The organism is Streptomyces sp. NPDC110618, from assembly GCF_055657065.1.
Map to the genome: position 1 here is coordinate 148511 of NZ_JBVKBN010000003.1, position 24189 is coordinate 172699.

Here is a 24189-nt window from a genome sequence, read left to right on the forward strand (position 1 = left end):
GTCAACTTGCTTGTGTCTCGATCAACTTGCGGCACAGGTGGCGCTGGATCTTGCCGCTGGTGGTGCGCGGCAGCCTGGCGCGGGGGATCCAGTGAAGGGCGACGCCGGTGATCCCGAACGCCTCGGCTAGTGCGCGGCGCACCCGGTCGGCGGCCTTCTCCCGGTCGCCGGCCTCGGCGAGCCTTTCGTCCAGCAGCAGATGGAGCTGCTCGGTGAGCAGGTCCGGGTCCTGGACGCCGACGGCGACGACCGCCGGGGTGCGCGGGGAGCCGATGACGGCTTCCACGAACCGTTCGAGCTGGTCCGGGATGTAGTTGCGGCCGGAGATGATCACGAGGTCCTTGCGGCGGCCGGTGACATAGACCTCGCCGTCGAGCAGATAGCCGAGGTCGCCGGTGCGCAGGAAGCCGTCCGAGGTCGTCAACTCCCCACCGGGCCCCGGCAGGTACCCGTCGATGACGCTCGGCCCCGCCACCTCGATCTCGCCCACCGCCCGCTCGGGCAGTGCTCCGCCGTCCTCGTCGACGACGCGCAGCCGGTGTCCGGGCAGGACGCGGCCGACGCATATCATGCCGACGCTGCGCGGGTCGTCGGCGGCACGCGGTTCGGCGTACCCCTTGGCGGAGACGGCCTCGGCGTCCACGCGGTCCACCGCGTAGGGCCGCTCCACGTCGGAGATCGTCGCCGCGAGCGTGGCCTCGGCCAGCCCGTACACGGGCAGCAGCGTGGTCTCGGGGAGCCCGAACGGGCCGAAGGTGTCCTGGAACTCGCGCATGGTGTGCTCGTGCACAGCTTCCGCGCCGCACAGGGCGACCCGCCAGCTCGACAGGTCGAGCGGGCCCGGTGGGCGGCGCCGGGCGACCCGGGCGCAGATGTGGAAGGCCGAGCTGGGCGCCGGCGACAGGGTGCCGCCGTGGCGGTCGATCCAGCGCAGCCAGGACATCGGGTTGCGCAGGAAGTTCACCGGGTCGGCCAGGATCATCGGGATGCGGGCGTGCAGCGCGTAGGAGATCCCGATGAGGCCCATGTCGTGGAACAGGGGCAGCCAGCTGACCAGTGAGTCGTCGGGGCGGGCATGGATGGCCTCGGCGATGGCGCCGACGTTGGCGGTGATGTTCCGGTGCCGGACCATGGCCAGCTTGGGGACGCCGGTCGAGCCGGAGGTGGCCTGGAGGTGGGCGAGCGTGTCGGGGCGGGGCCGGGGCCGGTCGGGCGGTGCGTAGGTGCCGCGCAGGGCGTCGGGGGTGCTGACCGGGACCGGCAGGGCGGAGGCGAGGGGGCCCGTCAGCTCCGGGGAGGTGATGACGTGGCCGGCGCGGGCCTGTTCGGCCAGCGCGCGCAGGTTGGCCGTCCAGCGCCCGGTGCCGCCCCCGGTCGGCTCGGCCGCGACGAGCGGTACGACTCCGGCGTACAGGCAGCCCAGGTACAGCGCCAGGAAGTCGCGGGACGTGGGCAGGACGAGGATCACATGGTCGCCTTCGGCGAGCCCCTGCCTTCGCAGTCCGGTCGCTGTCTCGCCGATCAGGTGGGCGGTGTCCGCGCACGTGAGGGCGTACTCCCGCTCATCGCGTTCGATGACGCGGAAGGCGAGCCGGTCCGGGGTGCGGCGGGCACTGTCCAACAGCGCGTCGATCACGGTACCGGTCATCGCGCGTACCGCTTCACGAACTCGACGTCGGTGCGCCGGGAGGACTTCGCCAGCCAGTCGCGCAGTTCCCCGTGGCGGGAGTCGAAGTCGGCCTTCAGGCGCTCCTCCTTCAGCTCGCCGGCGGGGGTGTAGTACGGCTTCTCCAGCTCCTCCAGGAAGCGGATGTGCTGTTCCATGCCGGCCCGGCCGCGGTCGACGCTGCGGGAGTACGACTTCAGGCGGGCCCGCCGCTGCGGTCGCTGCTCGATCTCGAAGGCACGCTTGAAGAAGATGTCGTAGCTGTCGAGGATGCCCCGCTGGAGTTCGCTGGGGCGCATCCGGCGCGGGAAGATGCCGACGAAGGAGTAGTGCTGGTAGGTCGGCACCTCCATGATGATGCGGTGGTCCTCGACGTCCTGGCGGGCGCCGTAGAGCAGGTCCTGGAAGGGGTACTCGGCCAGGCACACGAAGACCGGGTGCATGATGCGGGCCTCGGCGCACCAGTACGCGGTGGCCTCGATGGCCTGGCGGTCCTGGACGTCCAGGCCGAAGATGATCGCGGAGTGGATGGCGATGTCGTTCTCGGCGAACCTCAGCAGCCTGCGGGTCTGTTCCGAGGGGTCGACGCGCTTGTTGAACGCCTCCAGGACACTCGGGTCCTCCGACTCCACACCCAGGCAGTACTCCTCGAACCCGGAGCGCTTGAGGTCGAGGACGAGGTCCATGTCGTCGGCGTGGTTGACCCGGCTCATCGCGATGAACTTGTAGTCGCGGTCCCGGAAGGTCTCGGCGATCTCCCGGCAGTACGCCTTGCGGGTGGTGAAGTTGAGGTCCGTGACGTAGAAGCGGTTGCAGCCGGTCTGGGCGTGGATGGCGTCCAGTTCGCTGCGCACGTCCTCGGCCGTCTTGGTGCGGAACTTCCGGCCGAGTAATCGGATGGCGTAGCAGAACGAGCAGTCGAAGGGGCAGCCGCGGGTCATGGAGACCGTGGCCCAGTGCAGTTTGGGCGCGCGGGCGAGGAGCCGGGGGTTGATGGCGTTGGCGATGTTGCCGTAGCGGGCGACCTGGTTGAGGACCATGTGCCCGTCCGCCGCGAGGTAGGCGAGGTTGTCGACGCCGGTGACCGGCTCTCCGCTCTCCAGTGCCCGGATCAGCTGCACGGAGGGGATCTCGCCCTCGGCGATGACCGCGTAGTCGGCGTAGCGCAGGGCCTCGTAGGGGGCGAACGCGGCATGCGGTCCGCCCATGACGACCACGCAGTCGGCACGCTTCTCGCGCTTGATCAGTTCCAGTGCCTCGATGTTGGACCAGAAGTGCGTGGCGAGCGCGGAGATGAGGATGTAGTCGAAGGAGGCGAGCGGGAAGTCCTCGGGTTTCTCACCCCAGAACATCTGGCACATCTCGACGTGCGCGTCCGGGAACTCCTGCTGCACGAAGGAGGCGACGTAGTAGATGCCGTCGTTGTAGGTCGTGGCCAGGGTGGAGGCGTCGGGATAGGCGTCGTGGAAGCCGAGTTGGACGCAGAGGATGTTCAGCTTCCTCATGCCGGGGTCCCCGTGGGGCTGGCCTGGCGCTCGGCGTGGCGGCGGGCGAGTTCCGCGCGGAGCCTGGTCTTCATCTCCTGCTTCAGCCGGGCGGCGATGCGTTCGGGGTCGTTGACCCGGCGCTGTGCCCAGGCGAGCAGGTCGCGTGCCTCGCTGCGGTTCATGTGCGGGTGCTTCCACACCAGGTTGTACAGGTCGTGCTTGCTGAAGTCCGGCTCGTCGATCAGGTGCTCCATCTGGCGGTAGAGCCGGGTGCCGTGGAACGGGGTCAGCAAGGTCAGCTGACAGGCGAACAGCCCTTCCTGGCTGAGCTGTTCGATGTCGTACCGCATGTCCTCGATGGTGTCCTCGGCGAAGCCGACCATGAAGGTGCCCAGCGCGCGGCGGCCGTTGTCGATGAGTTCGCGCACGGTCTGGCGGACGTTGTAGACGTCGTCGCGCTTCTTCACGTCGGCGACGTTCTTGTCGCGGTAGGACTCGATGCCGACGATGGCGCCGTCCATGTACCGGTCGGTGAGTTCGGGGATGCGGCCGCGGATGAGGTCGGCGCGGGTGAGGCAGATCCAGGGCAGTTCGCGTTCGGCGAGGGCGTCCACGACCTGTTCGGCGAGCTTGTTGGTGAGGAAGAAGCTCTCGTCGTAGATGATGACGTGGGCGACCTTGGCGTCCCGGTACTCGTCCAGGGCCGCGTAGGTGTCCTCCATGAAGATGGCTTCTTCCCTGGGGTTGAAGATCGGCGTCGAGCAAAAGGTGCAGCCGATGTTGCAGCCCCGCTTGGAGTACAGGTAGCCCACCGGGGAGCTCGTGCCGCGGAAGCCGCTCTCCCCCAGCATGGCGGGGTGCCGCACCCGGGGGAGCGGCTTGTCGTAGACGTACTGGTGGATGGGGGCCTCGCCGGCGCCCTTCACCAGCCGGGTGAAGTACGCGTCGATGCCGGGTGAGAGGACGCCGTAGTTGCCCGCCCAGATTTCCTTCACCCCGGCCTCGCGGGCGCACTTGGCCATCTCGATGGCGACCGGCGTGGACCAGGTGTAGAAGCTGAGGCCGACCATGTCCCAGTTCTCGGCGTACAGCGCGTCCAGGTACTCCTGCCAGGTCGGGTACTCCAGGATCTCCACGTCCGGCACATTGTGCTTGATGAATCGCAGCCCGGTCGGCGGGCAGGTAACGGAAAGCCGGTCCTCGATGTCCACCGCACAGGTCCACGCCATATAGGTATCGGTGCGGTCGTACCAGTTTCCGCCCACGCCGTCGGGCTCGACTAACGCTTCTTTGGGAGCTGTCGCCAGGAGCACTTTCTTCATCGTGTCCCCTTCGCTTCGAATGCATGCTGCAGCGCGATAACGCCGGTAAAGGCTTCGATTTCGGGAGTGCTCCGATTTTTTGACCCTAGGTTTGCGTCATCCGGCCAGTCAACCCACGCGTGACGCTCCGGCCAGTGCCGCGCACATATTCACGCCACGGCATCCCCCGGCCCGAGGATCTTCGGGGGACGCCGACATCCGACATCAGAGGGGCGCGGCCCGGACCGCGGGCAGGTACGCCGCGTCCGTTCCCAATGGCCGGATCGGTCGCCTGTGCGCCTTGGTCAACTGGGGTGCGTGGCCTGTTTCCTCGCGCGGGGGTTCACCGCGGCGGGCGCGAACGCGTCGGCGGGGAACTCCTCCTGGAAGTCGAAGAGCTTCGCGAGCTGCCAGCCCCAGTCGCGGACCCGGCTGTCGCAGGAGCGGTGCACGGCGGCGAGGGTCTCCGGGGGAATCCGTCCCGGCGCCACACGGTCGCAGAAGCGCAGGAAGTACGAGAGGGTCGGGCCCAGCGCGAGCTCGTGCGCGACCCGTTCGACGACGTCCCAGTCGACGTGCCCGTCGGCGATCTCGGGGATGGTGTAGGCGAACGGGCGCAGTGAGCAGCCCCCGTGGATGGCGACCTCGTTGTAGTACCGGCTGAGGTTGAGCCAGACGTGGTCGGCCGGCGACAGGGTCTCGCCCACGCCGAGGCCGCTGGGGACCGCGCGCTCGAAGAGCGGGGTGACGTCGGCGTCCAGGGCGACGTTGTGGTGCACGTCGACGGCGGTGAGCACGACCGCCCGGTCCGGGAGGGCGTAGAGCGGATGCGCCTGGTGGGCCCGCGCCACCGCCACGACCTCCGGGTCGGTCACCTCGACGGTGCGCACGAAGGAGGCGAGTTCGTAGTGGTGCAGCTCGGTCTCCGCCACGTCCCGCAGGTCACGGTCGCGCAGGGCGCCCAGCTCCGGGTCGAAGACGGCGTGGCGGAACCCGAGTCCGTACAGGACCGCCTTGGCGGTCTCGATCTGTTCGCGCGGGACGAGGATGTCCCCGTCGCCCATGAGCCCGACGGAGTGTCCGGGGAAGTGCCGCGGGAGCAGTTCCCCGCCCTTGAAGGTCAGGGTGCGTACTCCCCTGCTCGTCAGGGCCTCGGTGACGTCGAGGAGCGCCCGGAGCTGATGCCGCCACACCGTGTCGTAGGCCCGCTGCCGCGCGTCGAGGGTCCCGGAGGACAGCGCGAGCAGCGAGTCGATGTTCCGTGACCGCAGGAACGACCGCATGTCGTCGTCGCAGGGGCCGAGTCCGGGGTCGTCCGCGCGGTCGGCGCACCACTGCAGGAGCCGGTACGCGGTGTGGGCTCTCGTCAACCCGGCTACTCCTTCACGGGGCGGTCCGCCCGGAGGGAAATCCTCGCCGACACGGCCACGGTGTGCTCGTCCAGGTCCGACAGCAGACCGACCACCACCGACTTCGATCCCCTGACGGAGACGGCGACGGAATCGGCGACCTCCCCGAGAGTTCCGCGGATCGCGCGCACCAGCTTCGATACATCGGCGGAGTTTCGCAGCGACAGGCTCACGGACACCGGCGTTCCATCGCTGAATTCCAGGCTCTCGGACACCACGGATCACTTCCTCGGACTGGGAGGAGCACGCAAGGAACGATTCCAGGCTATGGCACGGCTGCGGAATGGGCACCTCATGGAGTCCCCTCCCCGATGGGCAAGAGACTCTTTCGGCCGACCCTTGCGTCGGGCGCTCGGGCGCGCCTAGGCTGATCGATCTCGTGATCAGTACCGAGTCACCAGCTCCGCCCGACCCCCACACAAGGACCGGCGAAATGGCTGAATTATCGGCACTGCCCGTTGCCGATCGGATCGATCTCGTACGGGCCACCCTGATTCCGTTTCCCGAGGTTTCGGTCGATTATCAGCGCGACTGTTTTTCCCGGATCGTCGATACGCACGGTCCGCTCACGGTGTTCGAGTACCTGAAGCGGCGCAGAATCGTCAACGCCGCATTGGTGAGTCATGCCTGGCATCCCGTCGTAAGGGATCCCGACGGCCCATTCCGGCTCTACCAGGAGGCCGGTCTGGCCGTCCGCGAGCTGCACCGGGCGGAGCTCGGGCGGCTCGGTGAACTGCTGCGCGGTCTGGGCGTACCGGTCATCGCCTACAAGGGCCTGGCCCTGGACCTGCTGCTCGGGAACACGGACGCGCCCTCACTCAGCAGCGACATCGATCTGCTCGTCCGGCACAAGGCCCTCCCGCAGGCGCGGGAGGGTCTGGTCTCCCTGGGCTACGAGCCCGACCTGCGGGTGGACAGCGGCAAGGTCCGGCGCATGCCCGCCCGCCTCACCCGCATGACCGAGGAATCGCTGTACTCCTTCGGGCAGTTGATGCCGTACGAGAAGGTCGTGCCGATGCCCGCACTGGAGCGGCACGGGTCGCGGTTGCGCGCGCTGATGCCGCACCGGTTCTGCTTCGTCGACGACCGGCTGCACTTCAAGCTCTCGGTCGATCTGCACTACACGCTCAACATGCTCACCGACGACGTGGGCACCCGGGTCAAACCGTCCGAGGACGACTGGTGGGCCGACACCCGGACCATCCGGGTCGGTGACACGGAGGTGGCGACCCTCAGCGACCGGGTCCTGACCTGGACCCTGCTGCACCGCCTCTACGCCGACTGCATGCTGCTGAACGATCCCAACATCAAGGCCCTGTGTCACCTCAAACTCCTGTGGAGACAAGGCCGGTTGAACACCACCCACGTCATCGAGGACGCCCGTCGCTTCCCCTATCTCGCGCCGAGCCTGTACTACGCGCTCCGCGCGGCCGGACGGATCTGCGCCTTCGACGTCCCCGGGCTGCCGGACCCGGAGAGCCTTCGCGCCACGACCGCCCCGCTGCTGAACCTGGGCGACTGTCTGCCGGCCTTCCTCGACCTGGGTGTCCTGGCCGAGTTGGGACCGCACGAAGGACCGGACGAGCAGATCACAGTCCGCGTCCACTAGGTCCAGTCCGCGGGCAGTGAGTCCAGGATGCGGCGGGTCACCGCCGGCTCGTCCTCGGTGGCGTCGACGGTCACCAGGGGCCAGTGCGCGCGGAAGCTCTCCGTGAGGCGCGCCAGGGACGCCGTCTGGTGGGCGAGTCGGCGGGCCGCCGCCTCGGCCGAGTCGTCGGGACGGTTCGACGCGGTGGTGCTCTTGCGGATCTCGATGCGTGACTCGGCGATCCGCGTCGGCAGGTGGAGCAGGACGCCGAAGACGCGGCTGTCGGCGGTGAGGGCGTCGGCGAGTACGGGCACATGCCGTTTGTCGCGCGGGGAGCCGTCGAGGACGAGCGTGCTCGCGGCCACCTCGTCACGGATGTGCCGCAGGAACCGCTCGTACTGGGCGGGGGTGATCGGCGATCCGTCGGCCACGGTGGTCCGCGCGCCCTCGTCCCCGGCCGCCGCGAGCGCCCGCAGCCAGTCGCCGACGGAGACCGAGACCCCGCCGAGGCCGCGCGCGACCGCCTTCGCCTGTGTGCTCTTGCCCGCGCCCGGCACACCCAGGACCGCGATGATGGGAGGGAAGCTCACCGGGCCGACGCTACCGGAAGCGGAGGCGTCCTGTTCGGTGCCACCACGCCTCACTACCCTGGGATCATGACACCCGCCGACTTACCCCGCTTCGAGATCGACGGCCGCCGGGCCACCGCCGAGGACCTGTTCGGTCCGCTGCTACGGGCGTACGGGCACTTCACCGCCATGCAGGTGCGGGAGGGGCGGGTGCGGGGGCTCCCACTGCATCTGGCCCGTCTCGACTCCGCCCACCGTGAGCTGTTCGGCACCGGTCTCGACGGCGAACTGATCCGCGGGCGGATCCGGCACGCGCTCGGCGACGACGTGCGGGACGCCTCCGTGCGGGTGCAGGTGTACGCGACGGGCGGCGGGGACGGCTTCGCCGTACTGATCGCCGTACGGCCGCCGAAGGCCGCGCCCGCGTCACCCCGGCGGCTGCTGAGCGTCCCCTACCAGCGGGCCGTCGCCGAGGTGAAGCACATCGGGGACTTCGGGCAGTCCTACTACCAGCGGCTGGCCCGGCGCGGCGGGCACGACGACGCCCTGCTGGTGGCCGCCGACGGCACGGTCTCCGAGACCGCCACCGCCAACATCGGGTTCTTCGACGGGCCGGCCGTGGTCTGGCCCGACGCCCCGCTGCTCGCCGGGATCACCATGCAGCTGCTCGTGGCACACGGACCGGAGTCGGAGCGGCGGGTCGTCAGGGTCGCCGATGTGCCGTCGTTCCAGGGGGCGTTCGTGGCGAACTCCCGTGGGATCGCGGCGGTGTCGCACCTGGACGGCAGGGAGCTGCCGGTGGACGTGGACCGTACGCGGGCCCTGATCGAGACCTACGACAAGCTGGCGGGGGACCCGGTGTGACGTCGGCTCACCGGGTCATGTCGAGCACGACCTTGAGGGAGTCGCGGGCGTCGGCGACCGTGCCGAAGGCCCGCTGCACCTCCGTCAGCGGAATGTGATGGGTGATCAGCGCGTCGGCGTCCACCGCGCCCTTCTCCATCAGTTCCAGCCCGCGCGCGAAGTCCACGTCCCCGGCGCCGTAGCTGCTGACCATCGTCAACTCCCGCCGCCAGAAGAGCTGGTTGAGGGTGAGCGGCATCGGGGCGGCCGGAGCGGGGGCGCCGAAGAGAAGGATCGTGCCGTGCCGGGTGAGGGCGCCCGACGCGGCCACCAGGGCCTCCGGGGCGCCGGTGGCCAGGATCGCCACGTCGGCGGCCCGGCCGTCGTTCACCCGGCGGACCTCGCTGGCGAGGTCGGCGTCGGTGTCGAGCACCAGGGTCGCCCCGGCACGCGCCGCGGCCTCACGGCGGTAGCCGACCTTGTCGACGGCGACGACCCGGTCCGCGCCGGCCGCCAGGGCGATCTGTATGTGCAGCAGTCCGAAGACGCCGCAGCCCAGGACCAGCACGCAGTGGTGGGGTTCGAGACGGGCCAGCGCCTGGGAGTGCAGGGTGCACGCCAGCGGTTCGGCCAGTGTGCCCGCCGGGAAGGAGAGGCCGGGCGGGAGCGGGGTCAGGCCCCGGTGGGCCAGCTGCGCGGGGACCCGGACGTACTCGGCCATGCCGCCGGGTTCGATCTCCACCTGCTCCTCGCAGACGGCGTGATGGCCGGACCGGCAGGCGTGGCAGGTGCCGCAGGGTATCTGGTTGCGGACCACGACCCTGTCCCCCACCGCCCAGGCCTCCGTGCGGGACGCGGCGACCTCTCCGCTGATCTCGTGGCCCAGGATGCGCGGGCTCTTCGGCACCCGGAACCACTCCATCACGTCACTGCCGCAGATGCCGCTCGCCCGCACGCGGACGAGGACTTCCCCGTCCCCGATCACCGGGCGGGGATGTGACTCGACGCGGACCGTGCGGTTGTCGTGGTAGCGGGCGACACGCATCCGTCCCGCCCCGGCCGCGGTGTCCTCGGGTGTCATGCTGCTGCGCCTCCTTGTGGTCGGTCGTACCGGCGGTGCCCGGCCTCAGGCGCGGCCCACCTCCCAGTGGCCGTCGCTGTCGACGGTGACGAGCGCTCCGTCGAACTTCTCCCCCAGGTCCGTCAGCACCGTCCGGACGAACGGGTCGAACACCGTCGGCGGGTCGTACCCCTCGAAGGCGAACCCCGGTGGTCTGCGCGCCGCCAGGCCCGGGGTGGCGACCTGGTTGCGGGGCATCACCTGCACGACGGAGACATGGGTTGCGCTCAACTCCTCGGTCAGGGCCCGGAAGAAGGCCAGGGCCCCCGCCTTGGAGGCCGCGTAGTGGGCCCGTCCCGGCGCCGGTTGGAGTGCGGCGACCGAGGTGACGGCGAGGATCAACGCCCGCGGCCGGGTGAGGAGTTCGGGTAGCACGGCGGAGACGGCCACGAACTGTCCGCGGAGGTTGACCGCCATCACCTCGTCCCACTCCTCCACAGTCGTCGCGAGCACCGGGTGTCTGGGGCCGTGACCGTAGGAGACGGCGCTCAGGATCAGGCCGTCGACCGGGGCGCCGTCGTGCCAGGCGCGGATGGCGGCGTTGGTGGACGGAGCGTCCGTCAGGTCGGCCTCGATGTGGTCGACGAGCGGGTGGCGGGCCATCTCGGCGGGCGGTGGCCGGCGGGACAGGACTCCGACCCGGCGTCCTGTCGAGGCGATCGTCGCGGCGATGGCGGCGCCGATTCCCCGGGAGCCCCCTGTGGTGAGGATCGCTCCATGGGTCACGGGCGGCCCCCTCGCTGTCCCGCCGGCCGGCGGATCTCCTCCAGGTGGGGCAGGCAGGCGGCGAGCACCTCGTCGGGCGGGCCGCCGGAGTCGATCGGCACCATGTGGTTGGCGGCGGCCAGCTCCAGCAGCAGCCGCTGCAGCTCGGCGTACTCCAACGGGTCGAACCCCGCGTCCGCCTCACCCGGTCGCGCGCGCAGTCGGCGTGCCCCGGTCTCCGGCTCGGTCCACAGGAGGAAGGAGACGTCCGGTCGGATCAGTCTGCGGCACAGGTCGATGAACCACAGATCGCTGAAGAGTGCGTCCAGCACTGTTCGGCGCACCTCGGGCAGCCGGAGCAGCAAGGTGCCGACGGACGACAGGGCGTAGCGGTCGGTGATGACGGTACGGCCCTCGCGCAGGGCGGGTTCGATGACGGTACGGCAGTGCTGGATCCGGTCGACCATGTAGGCGACCTCGAAGGCGAGCGGGTCGACCAGGTCGGTGCGGCCCTGGTCGCGCAGCAGCCGGAAGAAGTCGGTCTCCCGCATCCGGGTCGTGGGCAGCCTGGTGGTGAGCACGGGTACACCGGCGGCCGTCAGGTGGTCGCGCAGGGACGCGGTGAGGGTGGTCTTGCCGGAGCCGTCGAGGCCGTCGACGGTGAGGAGTCTGCCGGGTCCCGGGTTGGGGCCGAAGGGCAGTTGGGGCGCGTCGCTCCACGTCATCCGGTCCGCCGTCCGTCCCGCTCGTGAGCGAAGAACTCCCGCACCGCCGACACCACCGCGTCGGTCTCCCGCTCGCCGAGGTCGGGGCGCAGCGGCAGGCACAGCAGATGGTCGGCGAGGTGCTCGGCGACCGGGAACGCGCCCTCGCCCAGGCCGAGCCCGGCGAAGGCGGGCTGGCGGTGGATGGGGCGCGGATAGCGGACGACGGCGTCGATGTCCCGTGCCTTGAGATGGGCGAGGAGCGCGTCGCGCCGGTCGGTGTGGAGCTGGAAGAGGTGGTAGACGTGTTCGTCGCCGGGTGTCTGGAAGCCCACGGGCAGTCCGGCGAGCGCGGCTCGGTACCGCGCCGCCCGCTCGGCGCGCGCGGCGTTCCAGCCGTCCAGGTACGGGAGTTTGTGCTGCAGCACAATGGCTTGCAGGGCGTCGAGTTTGGTGTTGTGCCCCTGCTCGCTGTGCACCTTGCGCTGTCGCTGCCCGAAGTAGCGCAGGCCGCGTACGCGCTCGGCCAGTTCGGTGCTGTTCGTGGTGATGATCCCGGCGTCGCCCGCCGCGCCGAGGTTCTTGCTGGGGTGGAAGCTGAAGCAGCCGAGCACACCGATGGAACCCACGCGTCGGCCGCCGACCCGGGCTCCGACGGCCTGCGCGCAGTCCTCGACCAGCTGGATGCCGTGCCGTTCGCAGAGGTCGAGGACGGGTGCCAGGTCGAGCGGCAGTCCGAAGAGGTGCACGGCCACGATCGCTCGCGTGCGGGGGGTCACCGCCGCTTCGAGGGCGTGGGTGTCCATCAGGTAGTCGTCCGGGCGGGCGTCCACCAGCACTGGGGTGGCTCCGGCGCGGGTGATCGCGAGGGCGGTGGCGTGGAAGGTGTTGGCGACGGTGATCACTTCGTCGCCGGGGCCGATGTCCAGTGCCTCCAGGGCGAGCGTCAGGGCGTCGGTCCCGCTGTTCACCCCCAGGGCGTGCCCGACGCCGATGTACTGGGCGAACGCCTCCTCGAACCGTCGTACCTCCGGCGAGAGGATGGCCTCGCCGGACAGCAGCACGCTCTCCATGCCGGCGAGGACCGGCGCGAGAATCGGCGTCAGCTCGAACCGGCTGTTGGTCCGCTCCACGGCCATCCGCTTCCCGCGCGGCTCGAACCGCCGCAACGGCACGCACTCCCCGAGCAGTTGCCGCAGGCGTTCGTCCCCGGGCAGCAGCTCGGCCATCTCGCGTACGGCGGAGAGGGTCGGGGTGCGCAGGGGCCGTACCGTCGCCTCCGGCGACTGCAGAGCGAGTCGGTTCTCGAACTCGGTGTGGAGCAAGGGGTGTTCACCGACCAGGTTGGAACCGACGAGCAGCACCTCGTAGGGACCGCTGAGTTCGGCTCGCTCGGCGACCGCTCGCGCCCCGGTGACCAGTTCCCCGGCCGCGCGGTCCACGATGCCGCGGGCGCACTCGTCGCCCTCCTCGGCGGCCCGCAGTACGAAGGGCGCGAAGGAGGCGATGAGCACCTTGGGTTCCTCGGAGCCGTGGACCAGATCGAACAGGTCCTCCTGGCCGATGTCCCGCCATTCCCGTACCGACCGGGTCAGCCGGGTGCGCGGACCGCGTCCGTCCCCGGCGCGGACGACGGCGCGCAGTCCGTGCAGGCCGATGTCGAAGCCGCCGCCCTCGTCGGCGAGGAAGTAGTCCTTGCCGGAGGCGCGGGCGGCCAGCCCCTTGGCCGGGTTGACGGCGCTGAAGCCGGTTCCGGTGCCGCAGATGACGACGACCCGGTCGACGGCCTGTCCGTCGTGGACCAGCAGGGGTCCGATGTCGTTGGTGACCCAGACCTCGGCGGCGTGGTGGAGCGGGGAGGCGGGCCGGTCCAGCAGGGCGGTGGCGAAGTCGTCCAGGGCCCTGCGGGTGGAGGCCGTGGACAGGCACAGCCACACCGCGTGCAGGGTGTCGACGTCCGCCGGGCGGCGCTGCCAGGCCTCGCGCATCAGGTCGTCGAGGTGGGTGAGGGCCCGCTGCTGTCCCACGCTCCGGGGATTGCAGCTGGGGCCGTCGCTCCGCACGCACGGCGCGTCGTCCCCGTCGCGCCAGAGGGCGATCCGGGTCAGGGTGCCGCCGCCGTCGACGAGCAGCCGGGCGGCGCTCACCGCTGGCCGGCGGTGGCTCGCGGGGGCAGGGTCCGTGCCAGGGCGGCCAGCGCGTCGGCGGCCGCCGTGAACTCCTCGTGCGCGACCTCGTCGACGACCACGCACTCGCCGATCGAGACCGGCAGTACTTCGTGGAGTACGCCGTTGCGGACGCGGCGGATCACGTCGATCTCCGCCCAGGTGGCCGCGGTTTGGGAGGCGGGCAGGGCGACGTGGAGACCGCAGTGGGTGAGGCAGGCCAGGATGCGGTCCTGGGTCGCGGCGTCGCACAGTCCGCGGTGCCGGCTCATCACCGTGGCGAGGGCGAGGCCCACGGCGATCGCCTCGCCGTGCCGGTACACCTCGAAGCCGGTCGCGGCCTCCAGCGCGTGCCCGAAGGAGTGGCCCAGGTTGAGCAGCCGGACCAGGGACCGCTCGAAGGGGTCGTCCTTCAGCAGGTGCATCTTGTAGACGGCGGCGTCGCGGGTGATGGCGGTGAGCGCGTCGATGTCGTGGGGCGGGCCCTGGTCGAGTTTCTCCAGTTTGCCGAAGAGCGGTGGGTGCAGGATGCCGACCTTGACCGCCTCGGCGAGGCCGCCCCGGATCTCGCGCGGGGGCAGGGTGCGCAGGAGTTCGGGGTCGACGAGGACGGCCGCCGGGTGGTAGAAGCCGCCGAGGAGGTTCTTGGCGCCGTTGTGGTCGATGCCGGTCTTGCCGCCGATGGCCGCGTCGAGCTGGGCCACCAGCGAGGTCGGCACATTAATGTACGGCAGCCCCCGCATGACGACCGAGGCGACGAACCCGACGGAGTCGACGACGACCCCGCCGCCCAGCGCCACCAGCACCGAACGTCGCTTCACGCCCCGGCTCAGCAGCGCCTCGATGACGCTCTGCTGCACGGGCCAGGACTTCGATGCCTCCCCGGCGGGGATGATGATCGGCTCCGCCCGGATGCCGTCGGCGCCGAGCATGTCGAGTGTGCGCTGGAGCAGCAGGTCGGCGACGTCGGTGTCGGTGATGACGAACGCGGACTCGGTCAGGCCCAGTCGTCCCAACAGGCCCGGCAGGTTGTCGAGTTCGCCGGGACCGATGATCACCGGGTAGGTGTCCTGGCGTGTCACCGCGACGGAGAGCGTTCCGTCGGGGTCCTCACGTAAGTCCAGCGTCCCGTGTCCCAGTGGCATCGGCTGTCTCCTCCTCGTGGTGACTTCACCGGCGGTCTCCATGACCGGGCATCGCATGACCACCCTGGCAGGCAGACGTGGTGGCACCAGGCTGGAAAGCGGCGGATGACGGGGGAACCACTCGCGTCGTGGGCGGCCGGACGGCCGCTCGGCACAACGGGCTGTGCGAGGTCCCTCATCCTGGATCAACTACCCAGTGCCATCAACCCCGTTGGCTCATTACACGCCAGCCGGGGAGCGGCGGCCGGGCACGTCAGATGACGTCCGCTTCTTCGAGCGAGGTGATGAAGGCCCGGTACTCGTCGTCGTCGAGCCGCCGGGAGGCGAGCACGTCGGGCGTCTCGTTGGCCCGGCCGAACTTCCACAGGTAGCTCCGGCTGTCGGGCTGGAGCTGGAGTGCGCAGGGCTTCTGGGCGGGGCCGCGGCAGAAGACCGAGAAGGCGGTCTCGTCGGGCATGGCCGTCTTGTGGATGGTGGAGTGGTGGAGGGTGTACGAGCTTCCGGCGCTCTGCACGGTGGCCAGCGCGGGCCGCAGCCCCGTGGTCTCCAACTCCTGGACGCTGGCGCCCTCGTGGGTGCCCGCCGGCTGGTCCAGGGTCCACAGCCCTCGCCCCGGCCCGCTGTCCTCGGGCCGCTCCAGGTCGTAGATCGTGTGGACGTAGGAGCCCGCGAGCAGCGCGGAGGAGAAGGAGAACCGGTGGTTGTGGGGGATGTCCTCCAAGCCCTTGGTGAAGCGGTGGAGCCGGATCCGCAGCCCTCGGTCGAGGGCGTCGTACAGTACGATGTACGTCAGCTCGTAGTGTTTCTCGGCGAGTGGGCGCAGGTGTTCGTCCTGCTGGGCCTCCCTCACCATCCGGCGTAACAAGCCCCGGTCGGCAGCCAGGTGCCGCACGATCTCACCGGAGATCCGGCTCGCGCTGTCGAAGTCGTTCCAGTCGATCGATATGTGGTCGAGCCAGTCGGATTCACTCATGGAAAGTCCTTATGCCTCGGTTCACCGTCGTGCTGCCCCACCATAGGGTCACTTGGTTGGTGCGGCCATGAATCGTCCGGACGAGCCCCGCGAGGGCGACGGAATCGTTTCGGTTCTGGCCGACGCCCCGCTCCTCGCTCCCCTGTCCGCCGCCTTCCACGGCGAGGTGCGTACCGCACTGCCCGACGAGGGCCCGGTGCGGGCCGTTGTGGTGGGGGCTTCGCTGGCCAGGGCGGACGGCGACGAGCCGCGCTGTGTCGCGGTGTTGGCCCGGCGCGCCCGGAAGGCCGCACGGATGCTGGCCGGGCAGCGTTCCGGGGTGCTGGTGTGCGTCCTGTCGCTGCCCGGGGACGCCCCGAAAACCGGTCGACCGCCTTGCCAGGCATTGTCCGGATTCGTGCGGTGCGCGGCGGCCGAGCTGGCGTTCTACGGTGTCGAGGTGCGTGGGGTGATCCTGCGCGAGGGGGATGCGCAAGGGGCGCGGCTGGTGCGCGCGCTGGCGGAGCGGCCCTCGGAGGGGTCGGTGTTCCTGGCGGAGCGGCCCTCGGAGGGGTCCGTGTTCCTGGCGGACTGCGGGGAGGTCGCCCGCGTCGGGGCACCGGCCGTGGAGCGCGAACTCCTGCGTGTCGCAGGGCGTCCCACCACGGCGCAGGTGGCGCACGCGTTCGGGGCGCCGGGCCCGCCCGACATGGCGGGCCGGGTGGTGATCGTGACCGGCGGTGGCGGCGGGATCGGGCGGGCCGTGGCGACGGGGCTCGCCGCGGAGGGCGCCACGGTCGTCGTGGCCGACCTGGGCTGCGACGCGGACGGGCGGGGCCGGGACCCGGGGTTCGCCGAGGACACCGCGCGGGAGATCGTCCGGCGGGGCGGGCGGGCGGTCGCGGTGTGCGTGGACGTGTCGCGTGCCGAGGAGTGCCGGGAGCTGGTGGCGCGCACGGTGCGGGCCTTCGGCCGGGTCGACGCGCTGTGCCATGCGGCCGGGGTGGTCCGTCAGGCACTCGTCCAGGACGCCACGGACGAGGACTGGGAGGCGGTACTGGGCGTCCATGTCGCGGGCGCACGGCACCTGGTCGAAGCCTGTCTCGGCCCGATGGCCGAGCGGGGCCACGGCCGCATCGTGCTGTTCTCCTCCCGCTCGGTGACCGGCTCCCCCGGCCTGAGCACCTACTCGGCCGCCAAGGGCGCGGTGCTCTCCTACGCCCGGTCGGTCGCCGAACAGGTCGCGGGCAGCGGGGTCCACGTCAACGTCGTACTGCCCAGCGGGCGGACCCGGGCCTCGGCACCGCAGGCCCCCAACGCGCGCCGCCGCCGCATCGAGCTGATGCGCGCCCGCCACCACGGCATCACCGACCCGGTCGCCTACCGTGCCGCGCCCGAACAGGACCCGGAGAACAACGTGGCCGCGATCAACTGGCTCTGCGGCCCCGACGCCGCCCACGGCCTCTTGGTCGGCACGGGCGGCGGACGCATCGAGCTCTACCGGCCCGGCACCGTGGACCGGCCTGCTCCGGGCGGGGACACCGGCCCGTAGGCGTGCTCGGTGCTCCCGGCCGGGAGCCCGCGCCGCACGCCTTCCCCACCGCGCAGGAGGCCACGCTCACTCATCGCGTGAGCGCGCCTCCCGTCAGCAGACCGTGGTCGGCGGCGGCTGCCGCGACCCGCCCGAACATCACGTCGTCGAAGCCGCGCGCCCCGGTGTCCGGGCCGCGCGCCAGGGCGTACGAGGTGTTCATGAGAGCCGTCCAGACGATCCCCCTGCGATAGGCGTCGCGGGGAAGGCCGCCGTAGGTCTCCAGCAGCCGTGACTCGTGTCTGCGCCGCTGTTCGGGCGTCAGGCCCAGGACGACGAGCCGTGCCACGTCCAGGCCGGGGCTGCCGCGCTGCACGAGCTGCCAGTCCACGAGGACGGCGTCGGGCGACTGCGGGAGGAGCACCTGGTCCAGGTGGAGGTCGCCGTGGATGACGGTGCTCGGGTCCTGGGCGAGGCGGGTGAAGAACTCGTCGAGCCGGTCGGTCAGTGCGGCGAGCAGCGGGAGCAGGGGGCGGCCGTGGACGAGGCGTCCCCGGGCGGCGGCGCGGGCGATCCGGTCCAGTTCGAACCGGGTGTAGCGCCGGGTCCGGGGACCGCACCCGGCGGGCAGCCATGGCACCTTGTCGACGCCGGTCGCCCAGCGGGCGTGCAGGCCGGCGACGGTCCGCAGGGCGCGCCGGACATCGGCTACCGAGCCCTGGGCGTCGTCGCCGGGCCGGGCGTCGCCGAGGTCCTCCAGGAGCAGGACGAAGGCGTCGGTACCGGGGTCGTGGGAGCCGTGGAGCAGCCGTGGCACGCTCGTCCCGCAGTCCCCGGCGAGGTGCCGGTAGAACATCACCTCCCGTTGGTAGGCGCCGGACTGGCGGGCGATCCGGCGGATCCGGCCGTGCCGCGACGGCCACTTGGCGAACACCGTGCTCCGCGTGCCGTCGCCGCCCTCCAGCCGTACCCGGGCGCTCTCCGCCATCCGGCCGGGCCGGGCCACCGGGGCGACGCCCACGACACGGTGCCGTGGGAACGTCGTCGCCAGGGCGGCGCGGACCGGCTCGGGGAGGGCGTCGGTCACGGGTTGTCGTTCGGCACCCGTGCGGTGACCACGTCCAGGCGCATGGCGCGGTCGTCGATCAGACGGCGGAAGAGCCGGAAGTAGAGCCGGTACCAGCGGTAGACGTCCCGGCCCGTCAGCTCGGTCAGTTCGGGCTCCAGACGCTCGCAGTTGTCGATCCAGCCCTCCACCGTCTTCTGGTAGTCGGCCATCGACAGCGGCACCACCTGCTCGATCTCGAAACCCGCCCGGCGCAGCAGGTCTCTCTCCTCGTCGAGAGTGACGTAGTTGCCCTCTTCGTCCACCACCAGGCGGCCCCCGGCCTCACGGCCCTTCCTTCGTACGTCGTCCAGGGCGGCCAGGGCGCGGGTGGCACGGTGCGCCGAGGCGTCCGCCGACAGCAGGTGCATCTCCTCGTTGAGGATGATCCCGCCGGGCCGCAGCCACTGCCCGGCACGGACGAAGTAGTCGAGGAGGCTGGGGAAGTGGACGACGACGCCGGTCGTCATCACCGCGTCGAACGGTTCGTCGGTGTCGAAGTCCTGCCAGTGACTGGGCCGGAACTCCAGTGGGACGCCGTGGCGTTCGGCGCGCCGGTTGGCGTAGGCGCACTGCTGCGGCACGAGGGAGATCCCGACACCGGTGACGCCGTACCGGGCGGCGAGGTAGGTGAGTGAGCCTCCCCAGCCGCAGCCGATGTCGAGGACCCGGGCGCCGGGCCGCAGGTGCATCAGGCCGGCGATCAGGTCGAGTTTGGCCTCCTGGTTCTCGGTCTCGGTCGCGTGGCCGAGGATGTGGGAGGAGTACAGGTGCCACTCCCCGCCGAGCACCCTGGTGAAGAACTCCGTCAGCTCCGCGGTTTCGCTCGGGCTTCCCATGCGCGCGCTCCCTTTGGGCCTAACGGTCCTGTATGCCACGGGACTTGAGGTAGGCGACCGCGTCCTGGACGGTCGCGATCTGCTTGGCCTGGTCGTCGGAGATCTCGAACTCCTCGCCGGTGTCGGCCTCTCCGGCGAACTCCTCCTCGAAGCGGATGATGATCTCCACCAGGTCGAGGGAGTCCATGCCGAGTTCCTTGAAGCCGGTGTCGGGTGTCACCTGCCCTTCGTCCACGCCGAGATGGGAGACGAGGATCTGGGTCACCCGGTCGAGAACGGTAGTCACACTGTGTCTCCCTCTGCTCTGGCTGTCATGACGGATCGGCGATGACGGAGGAGCTTCCGGGTGCGGCGTCGCCGCCCTTGGCGAGAAGCGTGGGCGGTGCCTCGACGGGGATGCCGAGTCCTTCGGAGACCCTGAACCACACGCGTACGTCGGCGACCTGCTTCATGAAGCCCCGGTTGGTCTCGAACATGTCGGCGCGCGCGGGCATCCCGCACGCCTCCATCACGGCGCCGAACACGGCGACCGCACGCTCCGGCACCCGTTGGAAGTCCTCGGGCCGCTCGCTGCCCGCGAGGTCGAGCAGTTCGTGGAAGCCGTCGCCGAGGGCGCTGCCCTGGAGGTCCATGGCGGTGTTGCGGCCGACCTGGCTGCGCACGCTCTTGAGGGCGACGGCCATCATGCGCAGGTAGATCTCCGCCTTGCGCAGGATGGGCAGCACGCGGTTGCGGTGGCCGCTCTCGACGGCGCCGTGCAGATCGTCGGAGAGGCTCCACACGGTCATCGCGTACCAGTTGGCGGCGATCCGGCACGACACCCAGGCTTCCGGGCTGGGCGCGACCGGTGCCGTGCACACCTCGGACAGCGGCGGGTGCTCGGCGGTGCGGTGGACGGCGGGAACGGCGCGGCCGTCGGGCGCGACGACCGCGGCGCCGGTGGCGAGGAGTTCGGCGGCGACGGGACGGGCCAGCGTCTGAACTCCTCCGAGGTCCATGACGAAACGTGCGACGGCGGGGCTGGTGGCGTACAGCGAGCGGTCCGGGCGTAACAGGAAGCCCTCGCCGCCCGCCACTTGGGCCTTCCAGCCCGGCGCCGGGTCGAGCCGCAGGTGTCCGTCCGGTGGCAGGCCGGCGGTGCTCGCCTTGAGCTCCTCGCCGAACTCGCCGCCGAGGAGGGCCTCCAGTACGGCGGGTACCTCGGCGCTCCGGTCGGGGCCGGTGCCCCAGGCGCGGCGCATCAGGTCGTTGAAGAGCCGCTCGACGTGGGCGGCGTCCCACGGGTCGTCGGGGCCCTGTGCCCGGAGGCCCTTCTCCAGGACGGTCCGGTCGCTGACGAAGGTGATGCCGCGAGCGGCCGCGACGCCTTCGACGGCGGCGAGCAGTGCCTCGCACAGGTACTGGGACCCGGCGGCGAGGTCGCCCGAGCGCAGGTGCACCCCGGCTCGCCCGGCCATGCGCAGGCACAGGGCGCGGGAGTAGTTGTGGATGGCGGCCGAGAGGAGGTCGGCCGAACTGTCCTTGAGGAACTCGGCGGTGGTCTCCTCGGTGAGGGGGACGCTGTTGACCACCCGGTCGTAGAGCCACAGATGGTCCGCCCACCATTCGCGGTCGTCCACGGGCGGCGGTGTACGGCCCTGGTAGGGCTGGTCGACGGCGCGGGCCCAGGTGTTGACCCAGCCCTTGGTCTCCTCCCAGGCGCTGGGGTAGAGGAAGTCCACGTCGACCCGTCGGCCCTCGTGGAAGGAGTGCATCGGCAGCCGTCCGGTCGTACTGCCGGAGACGAGCAGGTCGAGGTCGGAGCGGGCGTGGCCGAAGCCGGACACCGAGGAGCCGATCAGCATGACGCAGTCGTCGTCCGCGAACCGGCCCCGCTGCCGGAGCCGGGCGGCCACGGCCCGTGCGATCTCCAGTTCCCTTGCCAGATCCAGCACGTTCCCTCCCGGGGTTGACTCATAAGTGCACGATCACGCGGTCCCAGCCGCGCAGGGTGACGCACCGGCGCGCGGGCACGGCCTCGACCGGCCGCATCCCTGGGAACGTCGCCAGCAGGCACGACAGCGCCGCCCTGCCCTCCAGCCGGGCCAGGCGTGCCCCCACGCAGCGGTGGATGCCCCCGCCGAAGGCCAGCTCCCGGCCGGTCCGGTCGGGGTCGCGGTTGGCGGAGGCGAGCACCAGGAGCAGGCGGTCCCCGGCGCTGATGTTCCGGCCGCCCACGACCGTCGCGGCGGCAGCGGTGCGGGCCACGATCTGGACCGGCGAGGTGCGCGCGATGAGATCGTCCACCAACGCGCTGTCCACGCACCGCCGTTGGGGCGCACCGGGCGGCAGCGCGGCCAGCTCCCGGGCGGCGCCGGCGAGGAAGTCGGAGACGGTCCTGGTCCCGGCGAGGACCAGGAACATCAGCAGTTGCCTTGCCTCCGCGTCGCTCAGCCGTCCCGCCTCGACATCCCGGGTCAGGGACCGGTGGAGCGTGCCCTCGCGGGCGGGTGCCGCAAGGCGCTCGTCAAGGCAGGCGCCGAGTTCCCGGTAGGCGGCCAGGGCCTGTTCGGCGGTCCGTACGGTGGCTATCGGCTCCAGGCCGCTGACGATGCGGTCGACCCAGCCGGTGACGCGGGGCACGGTGTGCAGGTCGAGCCCGGTGAGCAGGTCGAGGACGCGCAGCGGTAGCACCGTGGCGAAACCGGCGACCAGGTCGACCCGGTCGCCGGGGCGCCCGAGGGCGGTCACCACCTCGCGGACGCAGTCCTCCAGACGCGGGGTCAGCCGTCGCAGCGCCTCGGGCGCGAACGCCTCGCGGACGGCGCCGCGCAGCCGGGTGTGGTCGGGCGGGTCCAGCATGAACAGGGACGGCCGGCCCGGGTCGAGGGTGACGTAGGGGTCGACGAGGTCCTGGGTGGTGGTGTCGGGGCTGCTGCGGAAGAGGGTGTGCTCGCGCAGGACGCGGGCGATGTCGGCGTACCGGGTGACGACCCAGCAGTCCAGCAGGCGGCTGCGGTGGACCGGGCTGCGGTGCCGTAACTCGGCGTAGACCCGTTCGGGGTCCCGCTGGAAGGCGTCCCGCAGGGGGTTGAAGACCAGCCCGTGTGCGGCCTGTTCCTCGGCCAGGCTGCGGTGCAGCCAGGCCAGTCCCCGGTGGTCGGTGGCGTATCCGGTGCGCATCTACCGCGCTTCCCGGGCCCGTCGGAGGTGCCGCAGGGCGTCCTGCTCGATCCGCCGGACGGCGCCCGAGATGTTCTGCTCCTTCGGTACGTCCGTCAGGGCGACGGTCTGCCACTGCCAGGCGTGCGCGGCTTCCCGGAAGGCGTCGCGGCAGTGGTCCTGCATCGCGAGGAAGGAGGCGTCGCCGTGCTCCCCGGCCAGGCCGTAGCTCTCGAAGGGGGTGGTCACGTCGCCGGTCGCGGCCCGCCAGCGCACGGCGAGGCGGGGGTCGGTGTCGACCCAGTAGCCGAGCGTCGGCCCGAACAGCGCGTGGAAGAGGGTTCTGGCGGTGTCCAGGACACGCCGGGCCTCGGTGTGCTCGGGCGAACCCGGGGCGGACAGGCGCTGGGCGAGCAGGACGTTCTTCAGGACGTGCTTGTAGCCGAAGCTGTCGTTGACGACCACGACCCCGTCGCGCAGCCGGGAGGCCACGTAGGTGTGCACCCAGAAGCCGCCGACGATCTCCAGGACGGCGGAGGACAGCAGCGGCCGCGCCCGGTTCGCGGCGACGTCCACGGCGCGCAGGCCGTCCTCGATCTCGGAGAACTTCGCCGCGTCGTCCTCCCGGGCCAGCAGCGCCCCGAGGTCGGTGGCCGGGTCCGCGGGGACGGCTTCGGCGTACTGGGCGCGCAGGGCCGCGAACGCGACATGGGAGAGCACCTGGGCGGTGGCCGGTTCGGCTCCCGCCATGGCCCGTTTGAAGTTGACGATCTCCACCTCGTGGCCGCCCGCGCGCAGGGTGTCGGCCAGTTCGACGGCGATGGTGCTCTTGCCCGCTCCGTCGATGCCCATCAGGGCGATGTGCAGGCCCGCGCCCTCGTCGGGGCGCTGGGGCCGGTCCGGGCCGGCGTCGCGGCGGTGAAGCTCCACGGTACCTCCGTTGCTGCGAGTGGGGTCGGTGCTCAGGGGGCGAACCGGGTCACCGGGCGGCGGCGCCCAGGGCCAGGTCTCGGCCGTCGTGGGTGTCGCCGATCCGGCGGCGGTACTGCACCAATTGGGCGACGGTGATCAGGGGCAGGCCGAACTCGTCGGCGAAGCGGCGCAGGTCGGGCAGGCGTTTCATGGTGCCGTCGTCGTTGACCAGCTCGCACAGCACACCCGCCGGGCGGCACCCGGCCAGGCGTACGAGGTCGAGGGTGGCCTCGGTGTGCCCGGTGCGGCGCAGCACGCCGCCGGGGACGCCCCGCAGCGGGACCACATGGCCCGGCCGGCACAGGTCCCCGGCCGTGGTGGCCGGGTCGGCGAGCAGCCGGATGGTGTGGGCACGGTCGGCGGCGGAAATTCCGGTGGTGACGCCTTCGCGGGCATCCACGGTCACGGTATATGCCGTGCCGCGCCGGTCCTGGTTCACCGCGTGCATCGGCGGCAGTTCCAGGCGGTCGCAGTTCTGCGGGGTCAAAGGCGCGCACACATATCCGGAGGTGTGGCGCACCATGAATGCGAGCAGTTCCGGGGTGGCGTGCTGGGCGGCGAAGATCAGGTCGCCCTCGTTCTCCCGGTCATTGTCATCGGCCACCACGACCGGCCTTCCGGCCCGTACGGTGTCGATGGCTTCCTCCACGCTTTCGAGCGGGAACATCCCCATCTCCTCTTCCGGCACGACCTGGCACGCAGCGCGAGCGAGGCCGGGAGCGGAAGAGCGCGACAACCCAGGGCGCACCGGCCGGGTGAACGCGCCGGTGTACGCCAGAATGCCACTACACGCAAACTCCCTTCCGGACTTTAACCGTCGGCCCCGAAATTCCATCGGGTCAACCGGTCGATGGCTTCGACCGGGTCGCGGGCTTTCACCGCCGGTTCGGAATTGCACCGAACCCCGCTTGCGTTGTGTGGATTGAATGTGGCAGTCACATGGTGCC

At 71.1% G+C, this 24189-nt stretch carries 22 protein-coding genes and 1 riboswitch; of the genes, 3 read left to right on the forward strand and 19 right to left on the reverse strand.

Annotated features, from left to right (window positions below):
* Nucleotide 1: 1 nt before the first annotated feature.
* The 5 genes from ACZ7L7_RS07230 to ACZ7L7_RS07250 form a co-directional block, all read right to left on the reverse strand.
* Nucleotides 2-1648 carry an AMP-binding protein gene (locus ACZ7L7_RS07230; RefSeq protein WP_471592224.1) on the reverse strand — a complete coding sequence of 549 codons (1647 nt, stop codon included), beginning with the start codon at nucleotides 1646-1648 and terminating at the stop codon, nucleotides 2-4.
* Nucleotides 1645-3171 carry a B12-binding domain-containing radical SAM protein gene (locus ACZ7L7_RS07235; RefSeq protein WP_471592223.1) on the reverse strand — a complete coding sequence of 509 codons (1527 nt, stop codon included), beginning with the start codon at nucleotides 3169-3171 and terminating at the stop codon, nucleotides 1645-1647. Before ACZ7L7_RS07235 ends, ACZ7L7_RS07230 begins: the two co-directional genes overlap by 4 nt.
* On the reverse strand, nucleotides 3168-4475 hold the full coding sequence (locus tag ACZ7L7_RS07240; protein WP_471592222.1) for a B12-binding domain-containing radical SAM protein: 1308 nt from the start codon (nucleotides 4473-4475) through the stop codon (nucleotides 3168-3170). The genes ACZ7L7_RS07235 and ACZ7L7_RS07240 overlap by 4 nt, the downstream gene beginning before the upstream one ends.
* A gap of 284 nt (nucleotides 4476-4759) precedes the next feature.
* Nucleotides 4760-5824: a nucleotidyltransferase family protein gene (locus tag ACZ7L7_RS07245; RefSeq protein ID WP_471430562.1), complete on the reverse strand. Its 1065-nt coding sequence runs from the start codon at nucleotides 5822-5824 to the stop codon at nucleotides 4760-4762.
* A 5-nt stretch (nucleotides 5825-5829) separates the two neighbouring features.
* Complete coding sequence (locus ACZ7L7_RS07250; RefSeq protein ID WP_285512167.1) at nucleotides 5830-6081, reverse strand: hypothetical protein; 252 nt, start codon at nucleotides 6079-6081, stop codon at nucleotides 5830-5832.
* Between the two features lie 353 nt (nucleotides 6082-6434).
* Here ACZ7L7_RS07250 and ACZ7L7_RS07255 point away from each other — a divergent pair, with 353 nt between their 5' ends.
* A complete protein-coding gene (locus ACZ7L7_RS07255; RefSeq protein ID WP_285512168.1) occupies nucleotides 6435-7472 on the forward strand; it encodes a nucleotidyltransferase family protein in 1038 nt (345 codons plus the stop codon).
* On the opposite strand, the gene ACZ7L7_RS07260 is transcribed toward ACZ7L7_RS07255, so the two are convergent.
* Nucleotides 7469-8041, reverse strand: a complete 573-nt coding sequence (locus ACZ7L7_RS07260; protein ID WP_471592221.1) for a nucleoside monophosphate kinase — start codon at nucleotides 8039-8041, stop codon at nucleotides 7469-7471. The genes ACZ7L7_RS07255 and ACZ7L7_RS07260 overlap by 4 nt on opposite strands.
* Nucleotides 8042-8107: 66 nt before the next feature.
* Between ACZ7L7_RS07260 and ACZ7L7_RS07265 the strand changes: the two genes are divergently transcribed.
* Nucleotides 8108-8884, forward strand: a complete 777-nt coding sequence (locus ACZ7L7_RS07265; protein ID WP_471592220.1) for an aminotransferase class IV — start codon at nucleotides 8108-8110, stop codon at nucleotides 8882-8884.
* Nucleotides 8885-8891: 7 nt separating this feature from the next.
* Here the strand turns inward: ACZ7L7_RS07265 and ACZ7L7_RS07270 are convergent, their stop codons facing one another.
* The 6 genes from ACZ7L7_RS07270 to ACZ7L7_RS07295 all read right to left on the reverse strand — a co-directional run bounded on the left by ACZ7L7_RS07270 (nucleotide 8892) and on the right by ACZ7L7_RS07295 (nucleotide 15675).
* Nucleotides 8892-9944 (reverse strand): alcohol dehydrogenase catalytic domain-containing protein, encoded by a 1053-nt coding sequence (locus ACZ7L7_RS07270; RefSeq protein ID WP_471592219.1) that lies wholly within the window; start codon nucleotides 9942-9944, stop codon nucleotides 8892-8894.
* A 45-nt stretch (nucleotides 9945-9989) separates the two neighbouring features.
* A complete protein-coding gene (locus tag ACZ7L7_RS07275; protein WP_285512172.1) occupies nucleotides 9990-10709 on the reverse strand; it encodes an SDR family NAD(P)-dependent oxidoreductase in 720 nt (239 codons plus the stop codon).
* Nucleotides 10706-11413, reverse strand: a complete 708-nt coding sequence (locus tag ACZ7L7_RS07280) for a dTMP kinase (protein ID WP_471592218.1) — start codon at nucleotides 11411-11413, stop codon at nucleotides 10706-10708. The genes ACZ7L7_RS07275 and ACZ7L7_RS07280 overlap by 4 nt, the downstream gene beginning before the upstream one ends.
* Nucleotides 11410-13539: a DegT/DnrJ/EryC1/StrS family aminotransferase gene (locus tag ACZ7L7_RS07285; RefSeq protein ID WP_472075203.1), complete on the reverse strand. Its 2130-nt coding sequence runs from the start codon at nucleotides 13537-13539 to the stop codon at nucleotides 11410-11412. The genes ACZ7L7_RS07280 and ACZ7L7_RS07285 overlap by 4 nt, the downstream gene beginning before the upstream one ends.
* Nucleotides 13536-14702, reverse strand: a complete 1167-nt coding sequence (locus ACZ7L7_RS07290) for a 3-dehydroquinate synthase (RefSeq protein ID WP_472075205.1) — start codon at nucleotides 14700-14702, stop codon at nucleotides 13536-13538. The genes ACZ7L7_RS07285 and ACZ7L7_RS07290 overlap by 4 nt, the downstream gene beginning before the upstream one ends.
* Before the next feature lie 253 nt (nucleotides 14703-14955).
* Nucleotides 14956-15675, reverse strand: coding sequence for a hypothetical protein (locus ACZ7L7_RS07295; protein ID WP_285512176.1), 720 nt, complete (start codon nucleotides 15673-15675; stop codon nucleotides 14956-14958).
* 67 nt (nucleotides 15676-15742) lie between these two features.
* On the opposite strand from ACZ7L7_RS07295, the gene ACZ7L7_RS07300 reads away from it, so the two are divergent.
* On the forward strand, nucleotides 15743-17206 hold the full coding sequence (locus ACZ7L7_RS07300) for an SDR family NAD(P)-dependent oxidoreductase (protein WP_472075207.1): 1464 nt from the start codon (nucleotides 15743-15745) through the stop codon (nucleotides 17204-17206).
* A 70-nt stretch (nucleotides 17207-17276) separates the two neighbouring features.
* Here the strand turns inward: ACZ7L7_RS07300 and ACZ7L7_RS07305 are convergent, their stop codons facing one another.
* Genes ACZ7L7_RS07305 through ribB form a run of 7 tightly spaced genes read right to left on the reverse strand, consistent with a single transcriptional unit; the run spans nucleotide 17277 to nucleotide 23909 of the window.
* Nucleotides 17277-18272 (reverse strand): phosphotransferase, encoded by a 996-nt coding sequence (locus ACZ7L7_RS07305; protein WP_471430578.1) that lies wholly within the window; start codon nucleotides 18270-18272, stop codon nucleotides 17277-17279.
* Complete coding sequence (locus tag ACZ7L7_RS07310) at nucleotides 18269-19129, reverse strand: class I SAM-dependent methyltransferase (protein WP_285512179.1); 861 nt, start codon at nucleotides 19127-19129, stop codon at nucleotides 18269-18271. Before ACZ7L7_RS07310 ends, ACZ7L7_RS07305 begins: the two co-directional genes overlap by 4 nt.
* A gap of 19 nt (nucleotides 19130-19148) precedes the next feature.
* Nucleotides 19149-19415 (reverse strand): acyl carrier protein, encoded by a 267-nt coding sequence (locus tag ACZ7L7_RS07315; RefSeq protein WP_285512180.1) that lies wholly within the window; start codon nucleotides 19413-19415, stop codon nucleotides 19149-19151.
* A gap of 25 nt (nucleotides 19416-19440) precedes the next feature.
* The gene (locus ACZ7L7_RS07320) at nucleotides 19441-21063 is read right to left on the reverse strand and encodes a hypothetical protein (RefSeq protein ID WP_472075210.1); all 1623 of its coding nucleotides are present in this window, start codon (nucleotides 21061-21063) and stop codon (nucleotides 19441-19443) included.
* A gap of 19 nt (nucleotides 21064-21082) precedes the next feature.
* Nucleotides 21083-22291, reverse strand: a complete 1209-nt coding sequence (locus ACZ7L7_RS07325; RefSeq protein WP_453599475.1) for a cytochrome P450 — start codon at nucleotides 22289-22291, stop codon at nucleotides 21083-21085.
* Complete coding sequence (locus ACZ7L7_RS07330; RefSeq protein WP_472075212.1) at nucleotides 22292-23200, reverse strand: hypothetical protein; 909 nt, start codon at nucleotides 23198-23200, stop codon at nucleotides 22292-22294.
* A 49-nt stretch (nucleotides 23201-23249) separates the two neighbouring features.
* The gene (ribB, locus tag ACZ7L7_RS07335; protein WP_285512184.1) at nucleotides 23250-23909 is read right to left on the reverse strand and encodes a 3,4-dihydroxy-2-butanone-4-phosphate synthase; all 660 of its coding nucleotides are present in this window, start codon (nucleotides 23907-23909) and stop codon (nucleotides 23250-23252) included.
* A 120-nt stretch (nucleotides 23910-24029) separates the two neighbouring features.
* A riboswitch (FMN riboswitch) is annotated at nucleotides 24030-24158 on the reverse strand.
* Nucleotides 24159-24189 lie beyond the last annotated feature (31 nt).

What these genes read in the sequence shown, in the direction of transcription:
- ACZ7L7_RS07230 (WP_471592224.1), bottom strand. Translation starts at nt 1,648, where the DNA reads ATGACCGGTACCGTGATCGACGCGCTGTTGGACAGTGCCCGCCGCACC.
- ACZ7L7_RS07235 (WP_471592223.1), bottom strand. Translation starts at nt 3,171, where the DNA reads ATGAGGAAGCTGAACATCCTCTGCGTCCAACTCGGCTTCCACGACGCC.
- ACZ7L7_RS07240 (WP_471592222.1), bottom strand. Translation starts at nt 4,475, where the DNA reads ATGAAGAAAGTGCTCCTGGCGACAGCTCCCAAAGAAGCGTTAGTCGAG.
- ACZ7L7_RS07265 (WP_471592220.1), top strand. Translation starts at nt 8,108, where the DNA reads ATGACACCCGCCGACTTACCCCGCTTCGAGATCGACGGCCGCCGGGCC.
- ACZ7L7_RS07270 (WP_471592219.1), bottom strand. Translation starts at nt 9,944, where the DNA reads ATGACACCCGAGGACACCGCGGCCGGGGCGGGACGGATGCGTGTCGCC.
- ACZ7L7_RS07280 (WP_471592218.1), bottom strand. Translation starts at nt 11,413, where the DNA reads ATGACGTGGAGCGACGCGCCCCAACTGCCCTTCGGCCCCAACCCGGGA.
- ACZ7L7_RS07290 (WP_472075205.1), bottom strand. Translation starts at nt 14,702, where the DNA reads ATGCCACTGGGACACGGGACGCTGGACTTACGTGAGGACCCCGACGGA.
- ACZ7L7_RS07295 (WP_285512176.1), bottom strand. Translation starts at nt 15,675, where the DNA reads ATGAGTGAATCCGACTGGCTCGACCACATATCGATCGACTGGAACGAC.
- ACZ7L7_RS07300 (WP_472075207.1), top strand. Translation starts at nt 15,743, where the DNA reads ATGAATCGTCCGGACGAGCCCCGCGAGGGCGACGGAATCGTTTCGGTT.
- ACZ7L7_RS07310 (WP_285512179.1), bottom strand. Translation starts at nt 19,129, where the DNA reads ATGGGAAGCCCGAGCGAAACCGCGGAGCTGACGGAGTTCTTCACCAGG.
- ACZ7L7_RS07325 (WP_453599475.1), bottom strand. Translation starts at nt 22,291, where the DNA reads ATGCGCACCGGATACGCCACCGACCACCGGGGACTGGCCTGGCTGCAC.
- ribB (WP_285512184.1), bottom strand. Translation starts at nt 23,909, where the DNA reads ATGTTCCCGCTCGAAAGCGTGGAGGAAGCCATCGACACCGTACGGGCC.